This is a genomic window from Streptomyces sp. NPDC031225 (assembly GCF_055570355.1).
In genome coordinates this window covers 366,739-381,670 of the sequence record NZ_JBVIHJ010000007.1, presented here as the reverse complement: position 1 = coordinate 381,670, position 14,932 = coordinate 366,739, and the positions used below count along the sequence as shown (strand labels likewise).

Annotated in this window: 13 protein-coding genes; 8 read left to right on the top strand and 5 right to left on the bottom strand. The window is 72.3% G+C overall.

Features of this window, described 5'->3' with window-relative positions:
* Positions 1–500 precede the first annotated feature (500 nt).
* The 4 genes from ACZ48Z_RS15455 to ACZ48Z_RS15440 are packed head-to-tail and all read right to left on the bottom strand — an operon-like array spanning position 501 to position 3,587.
* Positions 501–1,325: a hypothetical protein gene (locus tag ACZ48Z_RS15455; protein WP_468736331.1), complete on the bottom strand. Its 825-nt coding sequence runs from the start codon at positions 1,323–1,325 to the stop codon at positions 501–503.
* Positions 1,322–2,284, bottom strand: coding sequence for a hypothetical protein (locus ACZ48Z_RS15450; protein WP_468736330.1), 963 nt, complete (start codon positions 2,282–2,284; stop codon positions 1,322–1,324). Before ACZ48Z_RS15450 ends, ACZ48Z_RS15455 begins: the two co-directional genes overlap by 4 nt.
* Complete coding sequence (locus ACZ48Z_RS15445) at positions 2,281–3,204, bottom strand: ABC transporter ATP-binding protein (protein ID WP_468736329.1); 924 nt, start codon at positions 3,202–3,204, stop codon at positions 2,281–2,283. Before ACZ48Z_RS15445 ends, ACZ48Z_RS15450 begins: the two co-directional genes overlap by 4 nt.
* Positions 3,201–3,587, bottom strand: coding sequence for a GntR family transcriptional regulator (locus ACZ48Z_RS15440; protein ID WP_468736328.1), 387 nt, complete (start codon positions 3,585–3,587; stop codon positions 3,201–3,203). The genes ACZ48Z_RS15445 and ACZ48Z_RS15440 overlap by 4 nt, the downstream gene beginning before the upstream one ends.
* A gap of 112 nt (positions 3,588–3,699) precedes the next feature.
* Here ACZ48Z_RS15440 and ACZ48Z_RS15435 point away from each other — a divergent pair, with 112 nt between their 5' ends.
* The 5 genes from ACZ48Z_RS15435 to ACZ48Z_RS15415 all read left to right on the top strand — a co-directional run bounded on the left by ACZ48Z_RS15435 (position 3,700) and on the right by ACZ48Z_RS15415 (position 8,244).
* Positions 3,700–4,242: an RNA polymerase sigma factor gene (locus ACZ48Z_RS15435; RefSeq protein WP_468736327.1), complete on the top strand. Its 543-nt coding sequence runs from the start codon at positions 3,700–3,702 to the stop codon at positions 4,240–4,242.
* A gap of 115 nt (positions 4,243–4,357) precedes the next feature.
* The gene (locus ACZ48Z_RS15430) at positions 4,358–5,185 is read left to right on the top strand and encodes a zf-HC2 domain-containing protein (protein WP_468736326.1); all 828 of its coding nucleotides are present in this window, start codon (positions 4,358–4,360) and stop codon (positions 5,183–5,185) included.
* Positions 5,182–6,051, top strand: a complete 870-nt coding sequence (locus tag ACZ48Z_RS15425) for an ABC transporter ATP-binding protein (RefSeq protein WP_468736325.1) — start codon at positions 5,182–5,184, stop codon at positions 6,049–6,051. Before ACZ48Z_RS15430 ends, ACZ48Z_RS15425 begins: the two co-directional genes overlap by 4 nt.
* A complete protein-coding gene (locus ACZ48Z_RS15420) occupies positions 6,048–7,592 on the top strand; it encodes an ABC transporter permease (RefSeq protein WP_468736324.1) in 1,545 nt (514 codons plus the stop codon). The genes ACZ48Z_RS15425 and ACZ48Z_RS15420 overlap by 4 nt, the downstream gene beginning before the upstream one ends.
* 19 nt (positions 7,593–7,611) lie before the next feature.
* The gene (locus ACZ48Z_RS15415) at positions 7,612–8,244 is read left to right on the top strand and encodes an ABC transporter (protein ID WP_468736323.1); all 633 of its coding nucleotides are present in this window, start codon (positions 7,612–7,614) and stop codon (positions 8,242–8,244) included.
* Positions 8,245–8,465: 221 nt separating this feature from the next.
* Here the strand turns inward: ACZ48Z_RS15415 and mshD are convergent, their stop codons facing one another.
* Entirely contained in the window at positions 8,466–9,392 is a 927-nt protein-coding gene (gene mshD / locus ACZ48Z_RS15410; RefSeq protein WP_468736322.1) for a mycothiol synthase, read from the bottom strand.
* A gap of 156 nt (positions 9,393–9,548) precedes the next feature.
* Here mshD and ACZ48Z_RS15405 point away from each other — a divergent pair, with 156 nt between their 5' ends.
* The 3 genes from ACZ48Z_RS15405 to ACZ48Z_RS15395 all read left to right on the top strand — a co-directional run bounded on the left by ACZ48Z_RS15405 (position 9,549) and on the right by ACZ48Z_RS15395 (position 14,920).
* Positions 9,549–11,363, top strand: coding sequence for a bifunctional metallophosphatase/5'-nucleotidase (locus ACZ48Z_RS15405; protein ID WP_468736321.1), 1,815 nt, complete (start codon positions 9,549–9,551; stop codon positions 11,361–11,363).
* Between the two features lie 58 nt (positions 11,364–11,421).
* Complete coding sequence (locus ACZ48Z_RS15400) at positions 11,422–12,540, top strand: LmeA family phospholipid-binding protein (RefSeq protein WP_468736320.1); 1,119 nt, start codon at positions 11,422–11,424, stop codon at positions 12,538–12,540.
* Between the two features lie 595 nt (positions 12,541–13,135).
* On the top strand, positions 13,136–14,920 hold the full coding sequence (locus tag ACZ48Z_RS15395; RefSeq protein ID WP_468736319.1) for an ABC transporter ATP-binding protein: 1,785 nt from the start codon (positions 13,136–13,138) through the stop codon (positions 14,918–14,920).
* Positions 14,921–14,932 lie beyond the last annotated feature (12 nt).

Below are 14,932 nucleotides of genomic sequence, written 5' to 3'. Positions count from 1 at the left end.
TGGGGGGTGTCCGTCCTCGGTCCGGCGGCTCGGTTGCTTGAGCAGTGCTCGGTTCCGGACGCCGGCCGCTGCGGGCGGACACCCCCCACCCCGCCCCCTTCACGCCGTCGGCGGCTGCGGGCGCTTTGTGGTGCGCGCTCCGGCGACCGGTCCGTCGTGCCGCGCAAGGGGTGACCAACGGCCCGTCGTGGCGCAGGCCGGCTGCAGCTCCTTGGGGGCGCGGGGAACTGCGCGATCAGCCCCCGCCGGGTCGCGGTTGTCAGACGACGGCCGGCTCCTCGGTGGCCGCTCAGCGGGGAACGGTCCGTGGTGGCGCAGGCCGGCTGCGACTCCCCAGGGGCGCGGGGAACTGCGCGATCAGCCCCCACCGGGTCGCGGTTGTCAGACGACTGCCGGCTCCTCGGCGGCCGCTCAGCGGCGAACGGTCCGTTGTGGTTCGGGTTGCCTGCAGCTCCGTAGGGGCGCGGGGAACTGCACGGCCAGCCCCCACCGGCCCGCGGTCAAGCGGTACGGCGGCGCAGCAGCCAGAACGTGGTGGTGGTCGCGAGTGCGGTGATGGTGAGGAGGATGCCGGTTTCCACGAGGTGCATCGGCCAGAACTGGGACGGGGAGTGGTAGGCGCCGTCGCGGGTCAGCCACAGGCCCTCGGGCGGCCAGCCGTTGTTCACCGTGGGCCAGAAGTCCTCGCGATACCGCTCGATGGTCTGGTTGAGCACGACCATCACGGCGACCGCGACCCCGAGGGCCGGCAGGGACCGGCGTAGGACCATCCCCGTGAGGGCGCCGACGGCGAGTGCGCACAGGCCGTACGCGACCACGGCCGGGCCTCGCGTGGCGAACACGTCGGGGAAGCTCCAGTTGTCGCTCATCAGGTCCCGGTGTGCCGACCAGGCCCAGCGGTAGACGGGGACGAACACCGCGCCGCCCAAGATGATCAGGAGGGCCGGCACGGCGAGCTTGACGGCCAGCCAGCGGGTGGGGGTGACGTGCTGGCTCCAGGCCAGCCGGGCCGTACCGCTCTCCAGCTCACGGCCGATCAGCGAGCCGCCCGCCCAGGCGGCGACGGCCCAGAAGCTGTAGTAGGAGAAGGTGCTGATCCAGCTCATGGGCGAGGCGTAGTCGCCCCATTCCGTGCGGCCGCAGAAGGTCCCGCCGCTTCTGAGGCAGGCGGCCTGGGTCGCGTGCACCGACTCGGCGCCCACCTCGGTCAGCCACACCAGGTAGCCCACCGAGCCGAGGACGAAGGCGGTCCACACGATCAGTGCCGGGCGGTGCAGTCGCAGCACGGTCCAGGTGAGTCCCCTGGGCACGGTGACGGTGCTCATGCCGCCGCCGCCCGCCTGTGCAGCACGCCGAACGCGAGGGTGACGGCCACCGCGGTGAGGGCGAGCAGGATGCCGGTCTCCAGGAGCTGGCGGGGCCAGTAGTCCGGGGAGGGCACGTACTCGCGGGTGAAGCGGACGATGTCGTGCTTGGCGAGGCAGGCCTTGTCCGTGTAGCACCCGGGGTCGGAGACCTTGGCGCCCGTGGAGGTGAACGCCGAGCCGCGGAAGCGCAGCTCCGGTGTCTGGTAGCGGCCCTGGAAGGGCCAGTGGTTGCCGCGGAAGGCGTAGACGAGGAAGTACGCGAAGCCGCTGGCGGCGAGCGCGGGCAGGGTGCGGCGGACGGTGAGGCCGATGAGGGCGCCGAGGGCGAGGCCGAGCAGTGGGGCGGCGACGGTGGCCGGGCCGAGGGAGAAGTAGAGGGAACGTGGGCCGATGCCGGCGATGAGCAGGTTGCTGTGGGCGGACCACAGGTGCCGGTACAGGAGGGTCAGGAGGCCTGTGCCCACGACGACGAAGGCGGCCGGCACGGCGAGCTTGGCGGTGAGCCAGCGGGCCGGGGTGACGGACTGGGTCCAGGCCAACTGGGCGGTGCCGGACTCCAGTTCGCGGGCGATCAGCGGGCCGCCTGCGAACAGGGCGACGGCGAAGGAGGCCAGGGTGATCAGGGTGTCGGGGTCGTAGAAGAGGTTGTTGTAGGCGCCCGAGGTGAAGTAGAGGAGCGTGTCCGAGGTGTAGGCGGCTTCCATGACTCCGCCGCCGTAGCCGAGCTTCTCCAGCTGCCGTGCGGTGTTCTCGGCGCCCGGGCCGGTCAGCCACAGCAGGAGGCCCGCGGTGAACGTCACGAAGGCGAGCCAGATCCACAGGGCGGTGCGGTGTAGGCGCAGGACGGTCCGGATGAGACCGGGTGGGGTGTGCCGGGCCTTGGGGGCGGGGGCCTTTTCGAGGGTGGTGGCGCTCATGCCGTCACCGCCTCGGGGGTCGGGGTGGTGCTGGGGGTGAGCAGGGCGGGCGCCTCGGGGGCCCGGAGGTGGGCGAGCAGCAGTTCCTCCAGGGAGGGTGTCTCGGTCGCCCAGCCCTCGCCGACCGGGCCGTCGCGGCGGATCAGGGCGGTCAGGCCGCGGCCGGCCGTACGGGACTCGATGACGGTGTGCCCGGCCTGGGTCAGGTCGGCGGGGGTGCCGCGGCCGGTGACCAGGGTGTGCGCGGTGAGCAGGTCGTCGATGCCGCCGCCGAGCCGGACCCGGCCGCCGCCCAGGAGCAGCAGGTGGTCGCAGGCGTCGGCGAGCTCCGCGACGATGTGCGAGGACATGAGGACGGTGGTGCCGCGGTCGGCGGCGTCCGCCATCAGGGTGCCCATGAGTTCGTGCCGGGCGAGCGGGTCGAGGTCGGCCATCGGCTCGTCGAGGAGCATCAGGTCGGGTCCCTTGCCGAGGGCGAGGGCGAGTGCGACGCGGGTGCGCTGGCCGCCGGAGAGTCCGCGGATCCGGGACGCCGGGTCGAGGTCGCCCTGCTCGACGATCCGGGCGGCGCGGGCGGCGTCCCAGCGGACCGGGTTGAGCTCGGCGCCCATGCGCAGGGTCTCGGCGATGGTCAGCTGGGGGTACAGCGGCTTGTTCTGGGCGAGGTAGGCGATCCGGTCGCGGGCCTGGCCGGGCGCTCCGCCGAGGACGGCGAGCGTGCCCGCGGTGGGCCGCAGCAGACCGGCCGCTATCGCGAGGAGGGTGGACTTTCCGGCGCCGTTGGGGCCGACGAGTGCGCTGATGCGGCCCGTGGGGAGCCGGAAGGAGCAGCCGTCGAGGGCGGCGGCCCGCCTGCCGTACCGCTTGGCCAGGCCGGACGCCTCCAGGGCGGTGGCCTGGGTGGTGCTGGTGGAACTCACTGGTCCCCCTTCGGGAAGTGCTCGTCGAGTACGGCGGTGAAGAACGCGTCGACGTCCTCGCGCCCGAGGCCCGTGGACCGGGCGCGCTTGGCCCAGTCGTCGAGTTCGGCACGCAACGGGGTGTCGGCGGCGTGGGCGCCGAGCGTCCTGCGGACGAAGGTGCCGAGGCCGCGTCGGGCCTCCACCAGGCCCTCCCGCTCCAGTTCGCGGTACGCCTTGAGCACGGTGTTCGGGTTGATGGCGGTGGCCTCCACGACCTCGCGGGCCGTGGGGAGCTTGTCGCCGGGTTCGAGCAGGCCCAGCCGTAGTGCCTGCTTGGTCTGCTGGACGATCTGCACGTAGGTGGCGACGCCGGAGCGCCGGTCGATGCGGTACTCGACCACGCGGAACAACCACCCTTTCACTAATTGAGTAGTGAAAGGGTGGTCGAAGACGGGTGTGAAAGTCAAGCGTGGTTTCGTGAACCGGTCGGCGGGGGTCGTCCGATGAAAGGGCGTGAGGGAAACGAGAAGCGACGGGGATCTGCTGCGGGCCATCGCGGCGGACGGGGACCGGCGTGCCTTCGAGGAGCTGTACCGGCGATACGCGCCCTGGCTGCTCGCGCGGCTGCGGGGGCGGTGCGCGGACGGGGGCCTGGTCGACGACGTCGTACAGGAGACGTTCCTCGCGGTGTGGCGGGGGACCGCGCGCTATCGCGAGGAGGGCGATGTGGCCGGATGGCTGTGGCGGATCGGCTCACGTCGGCTGATCGACGCCCTGCGCGGCGACGGGGCGCGGGGACGGCTCCGCCAGACCCTGTCCCGGCTCCGCCACCGGGACGAGGCGTCCGCTGAGGAACGCGTGCTCGCGGGGGTGGAGCACGGAGACCTCGCGGGCGCCCTCGTCCAGCTCTCACCGGAGCTGCGGGCCGTCCTCCAGGCGACGGTCATCGACGGACTGACCACCCGCGAGGCCGCCGTCCTGCTGGGCATCCCGCCCGGCACGGTCAAGACCCGGGCGATGCGGGCCCGCAAGCAGCTGAGGGAGGCGCTGGCATGACCGCCGGCCGAGGACCGTGGACGCGATCGGAAGCGGGGACGCCGGTGCCGGAACAGGCCGCGGCGCAGCCCGCGACAGGGACCGGAGTGCCGGTGCGAGCGAAGGAGGTGGCGGCATGACCTGGCATGTGGCCGAAGAAGACCTACGGGCTTACGCCCAGGGCGAGTTGGCCGGTCCTCTGCTCTGGTCCGCCGACACCCACCTCGCCGCCTGCGCCGAGTGCCGGGGGGTGCTCGGCGAGGTCACCGACCCGGTCGCGCTGGACGCCGGTTGGGAACGGCTGGACGCCGAACTGGACGCACCCCGGCCGGGATGGTTCGAGGCGCTGCTGACGCGGGTCGGGATCGCCGACCACACCGCGCGGCTGCTCGCGGCCACGCCGGTGCTCCGGCGCTCCTGGCTGGCGGCCGTGGCGTTCCTGCTGCTGGCCACGGTCGGCGCGGTGCACACGGCCGGCTCACCGACCCTGTTCCTCGCCCTCGCCCCGCTGCTGCCCCTGGCGGGCGTGGCGCTGTCCTACGGCCCGGCGCTCGACCCGACGTACGAGATGGCCGTCGTCGCCCCCATGCACGGCTTCCGGCTGCTGATGATCCGCACGCTCGCCGTGCTGGTCGCGGGGCTCGGCCTCAACGGGCTCGCCACCCTCGCCCTGCCCGGCTACGGCCTGCGCGCGCTGGCCTGGCTGCTGCCCGCTCTCGCCCTCACCGCGACCGGCCTCGCGCTCACCCCCCGGCTCGGCCCGGTGCTCGCGCCGTCCCTGGTCGGCGGCGCCTGGGTCGCCGTACTGCTCGCCGCGCAGACCGCGCAGCAGACGGCCGCCGACCCGCTCGCGCCGTTCACCGCGGCCGGACAGGGCGTGGCCGGGGCCGTCGCCGCGCTCGCCGCCGGGCTGCTCTTCCTCCTCCGTGACCGCTTCGACCTCTTCAACGGGAGCGCCGAATGACCGCCACCGTCTCCGCCTCCGGGCTCCGTCTCCGCTACGGCGGCACCCGCGCCCTCGACGACGTGTCGCTGCGGCTGACTCCGGGCGTCACCGGGCTGCTCGGGCCCAACGGGGCAGGGAAGACCACCCTGTTGAGGGTGCTCGCCACCTCCGTGCCCGCCGACCGGGGCGCCTTCACCGTCCTCGGCAACGACCCCGGCACCTCGCGCGGCCGCCAGGAGGTCCGCCGTGCGCTCGGCTACCTGCCCCAGACCCCGGGCCTGCACCCGGACTTCAGCGCCTTCGAGTTCGTCGACTACGTGGCGATCCTCAAGGAGCTCACCGACCGCACCGCACGCCACCGCGAGGTGCGCCGGGTCCTGGACGTGGTCGACCTCGGGGACGTCCGCGGCCGCCGTATCAGGAAGCTCTCCGGCGGTATGCGGCAGCGGGTCGCCCTCGCCGCCGCCCTCGTCGGCGACCCCGGCTTCCTCGTCCTCGACGAGCCGACCGTCGGCCTCGACCCCGAACAGCGCATGCGGTTCCGGGAGATGATCGCCCAGGCCGGAGAGGGCCGTACCGTGCTGCTGTCCACCCACCAGACCGAGGACGTGGCGATGCTCTGCCACCGCGTCCTGGTCATGGCCCGCGGCCGCATCCTCTTCGAGGGCACCCCCGCCGACCTCACCGCCCGCGCCGCCGGCCGGGTGTGGAGCAGCACCGAACGCGCCCCCGACGCGAAGGCGGGCTGGCGCACCGGCACCGGCTCCTTCCGCAACGTCGGCGACCCGCCCGCCGATGCCGACCTCCTCGAACCCACCCTGGAGGACGGCTACCTGCTCACCCTCGACGACACGGGCACGGACGCGGAGGTGGCGGCCGCATGAGCCTGGCCATGGAGACGGCGGCCGAGTCCGCCGTCGTGCACGAGGACGCTCCGGGGAGCTCCTGGGCGGCCGTGTTCGCCCTCGCCCGCTTCGAGGCACGCGACCTGCTGCGGTACATCCCGGTCCTGGTGACCCTTCTGCTGTACGTCGGCTACACCGCCTGGACGCTGTTCCACGAGAAGGAGGGCATGGACGCCTTCCCGGCGCTCCAGGACACCGACCGCGACACCCAGCCCGGCTCCCTGCTGCTGGGGATCGCCCTGTTCGTGTGCGTCAACCGGTGCACGCTGCGCTCCCGTCGGCGCGGTACCGACCGGCAGTTCGACGTGCTGCTCATGGAGCCGTGGCGGCGGACGGTCGCACATGTGCTGTCGGTCGTGCCGTTCGCCGCGCTCACCGCGCTGGTCGTGCTCGGCGAGTTCGCCCGGCAGGCAGTCCGGGCAGGCGCGGTGGGCCACGGCTCACCGGCCGAACTGGCCGTCGGCCCCCTGTACGTGCTGTTGTGCGGCGCGTGCGGTGTGCTGCTCGCCCGGCTGGTCCCGACGACGTTCGCGGTGCCGGTCGGCGTGATCGCTCTCTTCGTCCTCGGCGCCTTCATCACCTCGGGCACGAACGATGCCGAGTGGTCGCGATGGCTGTCGCCGATCGTGGGCGAGACGAGCAGCGGCACGGTGCTCCCGTCGGACCTCATCGGCCGCCCCGCCGCCTGGCACGCGCTGTACCTCACCGGGCTGATCCTGCTGTTGACGCTCTGCGCGGTCCTGGCGAGCGGCGGCCGGGCCGTGTATCTGAAGGCCGGGGCGGCGGGCGCGCTCGCGCTGACCCTGGCCGGGGCGGTGGGCCAGTCCGGGGGCGTGTCACCGGAGTTGACCGCCGACCGTGAACAGGCCTCGGTCTCCCCGCAGAAGGACCAGTCCTGTGTGAAGCACGGCGTCTCGACGTACTGCGCCTTCCCCGAGTGGACCGGCCGCGCGGGCACCTGGGCGGACACCGTGGACCGCGTCCAGTCCCTGGCCGGTGGTACGGCCGCCCGGCAGCCCCTTCTCGTACGGCAGCGGGTCGACGCCCGTTACGGCCTCACCGGTGACGCGGCCCTCGACCCGCTCACCACCCCGCACCAGGTGACCGTGAGCACGCGGTGGGGCGGCAACCGGATCCCCGAGTTCGCCGTCGCCGTCGGCTCTGTGCTGGTCGCCGGCAACGAGTCGAAGGGCGGCGATCTGTGCGACGGGCGGGTGGTCACCACGATGTGGCTGGCCCTGGGCGGCGCTGCCCACCCGCTCACCGACCTCGCCGACGTCCGCATCGACGACAGCACCTCCGGCTCCGCGGTCGTCCTCGCCCCGACCGACGGGCTGTCCATGTCGGCCGGACAGACCGATGTCGTACGGGAGTTGCTGAGTCGCCCTCGCGCCGACGTGACGGCGTCCGTGAAGCAGCACTGGACCGAACTGACCGCACCGGGCGTCTCGACGGCCCAGGTGGCGCGAGCGCTGGGCGTCAAGGCGCCGAAGGGGGCGAAGGACTGTGCGGACGAGTGACGGGGGAGCCGGGCGGGGAGTGAGCCGGGCCCTGGTGGTGGCCGTGGCCCACACCGTGCCGTGGCGGGCGATCGGTGCCGGGGCGGTCGTGGGCCTGCTGGTCGTCGGCCTGCCACGCCTGCTGTCGGGACCGCCCGACGCGTGGCTCGGCCTCACCCTTCTCCGGGCCGCCGCCCTCGTCTTCGCCCTCGGACTGACCTTCCTCCTGGACGACCCGGCCCGCCGGCTCACCGCCCCCGTGCCCACCCGGCGTTGGGTGCGGACCGGGCTGCGGGCCGCGCTGGTGGCGCCGCCCGCCGCGCTGTGGTGGGCGGCGGTGCTGGCGCTGCTGCCGCGGCAGGCGCGTCCTCCCCTCGGGGCGATCACCCTGGAGGCCGCGGCGACCGCAGTCCTCGCGCTGGCCGCCGCTGCCGTCGCCGTCCGCTTCACCGACGAACCCGAGCCGGGTCCCTCGGTGGCGGCGGGCCTGCTGACCCTCGCGGTCCTCACCCCGGCCCTGCTGCCCACCCGCTGGGACCTGTTCGTACCGGTGGCTGACCCCCACTGGGAGGCGGCGCATGTGCGATGGGCCGCACTGCTCGGGTTCGCCGCGCTGCTGTGGGTGGGCTGCGGTCCTGAGCCGTTGCGGCGGCGGGTGCTACGGCGACCGTAGGCGTCACGTGTACCGCGTGTTCCGCGTGCCGCGTCTGCCGGAGAACCTGCGCGCCCGATCCGCGCTGGACGGGTGCGCAGGGCGGGGGGCCGTATTGCTCGGGTTCGTCGCGCTGTTGCGGGGGCTCGCGAGCCGGAGTCCTCGTCCCCTCTTGAGCAACCCGCCCCACCACGGCCGTTCGGCGCACCGACACCGGCCCCCCGCTCCCGCCCAGCGCAGCGTCACGTCTCCGTGCGGTACATCAGGTCCGTCTCGTACGTCGTGAAGCCGAGCCGTTCGTAGACCGAGACCGCGGCCTTGTTGTCGGCGTCGACGTAGAGCATCGCCGTCGGCAGGCCCTGCGTGGCGAGGTGGCGCAGGCCGATCGTGGTGAGGGCCTTGCCGAGGCCGCCGCCCTGGGTGCCGGGGCGGACGCCCAGGACGTAGACCTCGCCGAGCTGTTCGGCCGCGTGGACCTTGGTCCAGTGGAAGCCGATCAGCTCCCCGTCCCGGAAGGCCAGGAAGAAGCCCGCGGGGTCGAACCAGGGCTGTGCCGTGCGGTCGTCGAGGTCGCGCTGGGTCAGGGAGCCCTGTTCGGGGTGGTGGGTGAACGCGGCCGCGTTCACCGCGAGCCAGGCGGCGTCGTCCTCGCCGGGGACGAAGGCGCGGACCGTCACGTCCGCCGGGAGCACCGGGTCGGGCAGCTCCAGGCCGGTCAGGGGGCGCCGCATCTGCCGTAGCTCGCGGAACAGGGTCAGGCCGAGGACCTGGGCGAGATGGCGGGCCGCGCTGTGGCCGCCGTGGGCCCACACCCGCAGCCGTTTGCCGGAGGCGGCGAGGAGGGCCGAGCCCAGGGCGCGGCCGTGACCGTGGCCGCGGTGCGCGGGGTGGACGACCAGCTCCGCCGCCGGTGCCTCCACCGGGTCGGTGTCCTCCAGCTGGGCGTATCCGGCCAGTTCGGCGCCGACGCGCAGCAGCAGATGGGACACGCCTTCGCGGGCGCCGCCCCGCAGCTGCAGCCTGCCCTGTTCGGACACCGCCTGCTGGCCGTCGGTGTCCGCGGCCTCGGCCAGGAGCGCGAGGACGGCCTCCGCCTGCTGCGGGGAGAGCGCCGAAAGGGTCTCGATGGAGCGGGAGATACCGGGGCTTGCGGAGTCGTCGCTGGTCATGACTACGAGGTTAAGGGGAGGTACGGGCAAAGCGGCGGCAAAGAAGCAACCAGGATGTAACCACGAAACCTCTGTCGCGCTACGCGCGTTGACCCTAGGCTGCGCCGGAACGGGGCCACTTCCCGCACCGGAATCAGCAGAAGCTCAGGGGGGCCTATGCCTGCCACATCTCAGCCGCGCCAGTCGGACGCCGGCCGTCGCAGACGTCGTACGTACCGTCTGGCCGCCGCGGCCGCCTGTCTCGCCACCGTCGGCGCCCTCGCCGCCGCGCTGCCCGCCGGCGCGCACGACAACAACCACGGCAAGCCGCTGCCGAGCCGCTACCAGGACGTCCAGCTGCTGTCCTTCAACGACCTGCACGGCAACCTGGAGCCGCCGTCCGGCTCCTCCGGCCGGGTCACCGAGCTCCAGGCCGACGGCACGACGAAGACCATCGACGCGGGCGGTGTCGAGTACCTCGCCACGCACCTGCGCGAGGCCCGCAAGGGCAACGCCTACTCCGTCACCGCCGCCGGGGGTGACATGGTCGGCGCGTCCCCCCTCATCTCCGGCCTCTTCCACGACGAGCCCACCATCGAGGCGCTGAACAAGCTCGACCTCGATGTGACGAGCGTCGGCAACCACGAGTTCGACGAGGGCGCCAAGGAACTCGCCCGGCTGCAGAACGGCGGCTGTCACCCCACCGCCGGCTGCTACACCGACAAGAAGTTCAAGGGCGCCGACTTCCCCTACCTCGCGGCCAACGTCCTGGACGAGAAGACCGGCAGGCCGATCCTCAAGCCCTACTGGGTGTGGAAGAAGAAGGACGTCAAGGTCGGCTTCATCGGCGTCACCCTGGAGGACACCCCGGGTGTCGTCTCCGCCGAGGGCGTCAAGGGCCTGAAGTTCAAGGACGAGGTCGAGACGATCAACAAGTACGCCAAGGTGCTGCAGAAGCAGGGCGTGAAGTCGATCGTGGCGCTCATCCACGAGGGCGGCCAGCCCGCCTCGGGCTCGTACAACTACAACTGTGACTCCCCGGGCGCCGGCGACGGCATCTCCGGCCCGATCGTCGACATCGCGAAGAACATCTCGCCGTCCGTGGACGCGCTGGTCACCGGTCACACCCACGCCGCGTACGTCTGCACGATCCCCGACCCCTCGGGCAAGCCCCGCATGGTCACCTCGGCCGCCTCCTTCGGTCGGCTCTACACGGACACCACGCTGACCTACGACCGCTTCACCGGCGACATCGCCCGTACGGCCGTGAAGTCCGCGAACCACGTGGTGACCCGGACCGTCGCCAAGGCGCCCGACATGACCGAGCTGATCGGCAGGTGGAACACCCTCGCGGCGCCCATCGGCAACCGCGCGATCGGCTACATCTCCGCCGACGTCCCGAGCACCGGCACCGAGTCCCCGATGGGCGACCTCATCGCCGACGCGCAGCTCGCGTACGGCAAGGGGCTCGACCCGGAGACCGACCTCGCGCTGATGAACCCGGGCGGGGTCCGGGCGGGCCTGACCTACGCGGCCAAGGGGACCGAGGGCGACGGCGTGGTGACGTACGCCGAGGGCTTCACCGTGCAGCCGTTCTCCAACACCGTGAACCTCCAGGACTTCACCGGCGCCCAGCTGCTCAAGGTGCTCCAGGAGCAGGTGAGCGGGTCGAACACGGCCTCGCCGAAGGTCCTGCAGCCGTCGGCGAACCTCACCTACACGCTGGACCTGACGAAGACCGGCGCGGAGCGGATCGTCCTCGGCTCCGTGAAGCTGAACGGCACTGCCGTCGACCCGGCGGCCACCTACCGCGTCGCGACCAACAGCTTCCTCGCGGGCGGCGGCGACGGCTTCACCACGCTGGGCCAGGGCACCAACGACCTCGTCGGCGGCGACGACCTCGCCGCGCTCGTGCAGTACCTGACGGCCAACTCGTCGGCGAGCGGCCCGATCGCACCGCCGGTGGCGAACCGGATCACCGTCGTGAGCTGAGTCGCACACCCCGGGTGGAGGTTGCGGGTGGGGGGCGTGCGCATGATCGGATGGATCGATGCGTTCCCCCCACCCCATACCTGCGCAGCCCCACCCGTACTCCCAAGAAGAGCCTGAACAACCGGCCCCGCCGAACCACCGCCGCAGTCGCCGGCGCCCTCGGCGGGGCCGCGTCGTGTTGAAGACGGTCGCCTCCCTGGCCGTACTCGCCGCTTTCCTCACCCTCGCCGACCGCTGGGCCGTCCTCTACGCCGAGCACAGGGCCGCGGACACCCTGAAGCAGCGGCTACGGCTGACCGCGGCACCCGAGGTGCAGATCGACGGCTTTCCCTTCCTGCCCCAACTCGCTCTCCGCCGCCTGGACTCCGTGAAGGTGACCGTCCCGGACGTGGCCGTCGACCGGGTCACGCTGGCCGCGGTCTCGGCGACGGCCCACGACGTACGGCTCGACGGCGACGGGCCGGCCTCGGTGCGCGGGGTGAGCCTTCCCGCACTGCGTGGGGACGTCCTGCTCTCCTTCGCCGATATGGACCGTGAACTCGGCGCGTCCCAGGTGACGTTCAGGGAGGCCGGCCGCGACCGGGTCGCGGTGCGCGGCACGTTGCCGGTCGCCGGGCACGATCTGCGGCTGCGTGCCGATGTGCGGGTGGCGCGGGACGGGGAGCGGGGCGTCGCCACCCGGATCGGCGGCATGCGCCTGGACATCGGGGACCTGGCGACCTACCGGCCGGGCAGCCGTGCCTCGCAGGGCCTGCATCTGACGCGCGGTTCGGCCGCTGCCGTGGCCCGCGAGACGCGCAGGGCGCGGGCGGTGCTGGCGGTCCCGTCCGTCGTGCGGGCGCTGGGCGTGCCCGACTCCACCGTGCGTGAGGCGCAGCGCTCCGACACCGCGCTGTCCCGCCTGACCGGCCGCCCGGAGTTCGTACGGCAGGCCATGCGCCTCAACCTCCTCGACCTCGCCCTGGCCCACCCCGAACTCCTGGACCGCCTGGGCCTGGACCCCGCTCTCCTGGACGCCCTCTCCCGGCTGACCCGTCCGGTCCTCGCCGACCGGCTCTCCCTCGGCTTCCAGCTGCCCGAACCGCCGAGCGGTGATCTGCGGTTGCGGGACGTGCGCGTGGTGAAGGACGGCATCCGGGTGCGCGTCGAGGGCTCCGAACTGGCGGTCGGTCCGTAGATGTCCGCCCTTAAATTCTGTGTCAGCCTTTCGATTCTCAGGCGATACACATCCAGTCTTATTGAGGTCTAAGGCGGAATGGCTTTTTCGGCCGCAGGAATGCCGTAGTGTTTTCCATGTCGAAAGCGAACGACACAAACGCAAAGGACAATACGATGAGCTTCCACAAGATCGCCCCGGTGAAGAAGACCCGCAAGCCTGCCCCGGCGCCGAAGAAGCCCCAGCCGAAGAAGCACACGCCGAAGCGCCGCCCGGTCGCCCACAAGGGCTGACAAAGAATTCACTGAAGTAAATCAAATTCATTCATAAGTAATTGCAGCAGATCGGTAGAGGAACTGTTGCAGAACCAGGACAGTGAGGGATTCAGACATGAGCTTCCACAAGATCGCCCCGGTGAAGAAGACCCGCAAGCCCGCCCCGGCGCCCAAGAAGCCCCAGCCGAAGAAGCACACGCCGAAGCGCCGCCCGGTGGACCACAAGGGCTGAGGCAGCACGCCGCGAGGCGGGGCCACCGGTCAGCGAGTGCGTCTCGCGCCGGGGGCCCCGCCTCGGCCCGTCCGCCGCCCACTACCGCCGCCTTCGAGAGGGAGTCGTCATGAGGGAAGTCCGCGAGGCCTTCCGCCGTTTCTGGCCGCTGACCCGCGGCGACCGCAAGTGGCTGGCGGCGATCGTCGCGTGCGTAGTGGTGTCCGCGCTCGCCGAGACCGCCGCGATCCTGCTGTTCGCGGAGCTCACCGACACCGCCCTGAAAGCCGGCTCGATCTCCGCCTTCTGGGGCCCGGCCGGAGCCTGGTTGGGCGTGGCCGTCCTCGGCGCGCTGGTCGGCTACTTCGGCAACTCGCTCGCGACCTGGACCGCGGAGAGATTCGTCCTCAGACTGCGCGCGAAGGTCTTCCGGCACATCCAGGACCTGCCCCCGCACTTCTTCCAGAAGCACCGCCACGGCGACCTGGTCGAACGCCTCACCGGGGACGTCGAGGCCATAGAGCAGATGGTCGTGTCCGGCGTCGTGGGCACGGTCGCCGCGGCCTTCTCGGCCGTCTTCTACTCGGCGGCCGCCCTGTACCTGCGCTGGGACCTGGCCCTTGCCACCTTCGTCCTCGCCCCCCTGTTCCTGGTCGCCGCCCGCCGCTTCTCCGGCCGCATCAAGGAGGCCTCACAGGACGAGCGGGTCGCCGACGGCGCGATCACCTCCGTGGTCGAGGAGGCACTGGGCAACGTCGTGCTCACCCAGGCGTACAACCGCCACCGCGACGAGGAGCGGCGCCTGGACCGCGAGGCCCGCGCCTGGATGAGGGCGTCGGTGCGCGGTGCCCGGCTCAGCGAGATGTACGAGCAGTTCGTCGAGGTCGTCGAGACGCTCTGCGTGCTGGCCGTGATCGGCCTGGGCGTCTGGGAGATCTCCGCCGACCGTATGACCCTCGGTCAACTCCTCGCCTTCGCCGCCTTCATCGGCTACCTGTACCCGCCGGTCCGCAACCTCGGTCAGCTCGGTCTGACCCTCACTGCCGCCACCGCGGGCGCCCAGCGCCTGAACGAGATCCTCGACGCACAACCGTCGGTCGGCGACCCGGCCGAACCCGTCCCCGCCTGGCCGGTCCGCGGCTGGGTCGGCTTCCACGGCGTGCACTTCCGGTACCCGACCGCGCACCGCGACTCCCTCACCGACGTGTCCTTCGCGGCCGCGCCCGGCGAGCTGGTGATCATCACGGGCCCGAGCGGCGCCGGAAAGTCCACCCTGTCCAAGCTCCTCACCCGCTTCTACGACCCCTCCGCGGGCGTGATCACCCTGGACGGCGTCCCGCTCACCCACCTGAACCTGGAGTTCCTGCGCGAGCAGGTCGCGCTGCTGCCCCAGGAGACGCTGATCCTCAACGGCACGATCCGCGAGAACATCGGGACGGGCCGGCCGGGAGCGAGCGACGAGGAGATCGAGCAGGCGGCCCGCGCGGCAGCCGCCCACGACTTCGTCGCCGCTCTCCCCGAGGGCTACGACACCCAGATCGCCCCCGGCACGGCGGCCCTGTCCGGCGGCCAGCTCAAGCGGATCACCATCGCCCGGGCCATGCTCCGGGCCGCGCCCGTCCTGATCCTCGACGAACCCACCGCGGGCCTCGACTCGGTCGCCGCGCGCCAGGTCGTACAGCCCCTGCGCCGGCTGATGTCCGGCCGCACGACCATCATGATCACCCACGATCTGAGCCTGGCCCCGGACGCGGACCGGATCCTGGTCGTGGACGGCGGACACCTGGTGGAAGCGGGCACCCACGCGGAACTGGTCGCCCGCCGGGGCGCCTACGCCCGGCTCCTCGGCCCGCTCCCGGAGGACACGATGATCCTGCGGAAGCTGTCGGACGACACGATGACATTGCGCCGCTGAGCCCCACCGGCC

Excerpts from the sequence above, each read along its gene's own strand:
- ACZ48Z_RS15455 (WP_468736331.1), bottom strand. The coding sequence starts at position 1,325 with ATGAGCACCGTCACCGTGCCCAGGGGACTCACCTGGACCGTGCTGCGA.
- ACZ48Z_RS15450 (WP_468736330.1), bottom strand. The coding sequence starts at position 2,284 with ATGAGCGCCACCACCCTCGAAAAGGCCCCCGCCCCCAAGGCCCGGCAC.
- ACZ48Z_RS15430 (WP_468736326.1), top strand. The coding sequence starts at position 4,358 with ATGACCTGGCATGTGGCCGAAGAAGACCTACGGGCTTACGCCCAGGGC.
- ACZ48Z_RS15425 (WP_468736325.1), top strand. The coding sequence starts at position 5,182 with ATGACCGCCACCGTCTCCGCCTCCGGGCTCCGTCTCCGCTACGGCGGC.
- ACZ48Z_RS15420 (WP_468736324.1), top strand. The coding sequence starts at position 6,048 with ATGAGCCTGGCCATGGAGACGGCGGCCGAGTCCGCCGTCGTGCACGAG.
- mshD (WP_468736322.1), bottom strand. The coding sequence starts at position 9,392 with ATGACCAGCGACGACTCCGCAAGCCCCGGTATCTCCCGCTCCATCGAG.
- ACZ48Z_RS15405 (WP_468736321.1), top strand. The coding sequence starts at position 9,549 with ATGCCTGCCACATCTCAGCCGCGCCAGTCGGACGCCGGCCGTCGCAGA.
- ACZ48Z_RS15400 (WP_468736320.1), top strand. The coding sequence starts at position 11,422 with ATGCGTTCCCCCCACCCCATACCTGCGCAGCCCCACCCGTACTCCCAA.
- ACZ48Z_RS15395 (WP_468736319.1), top strand. The coding sequence starts at position 13,136 with ATGAGGGAAGTCCGCGAGGCCTTCCGCCGTTTCTGGCCGCTGACCCGC.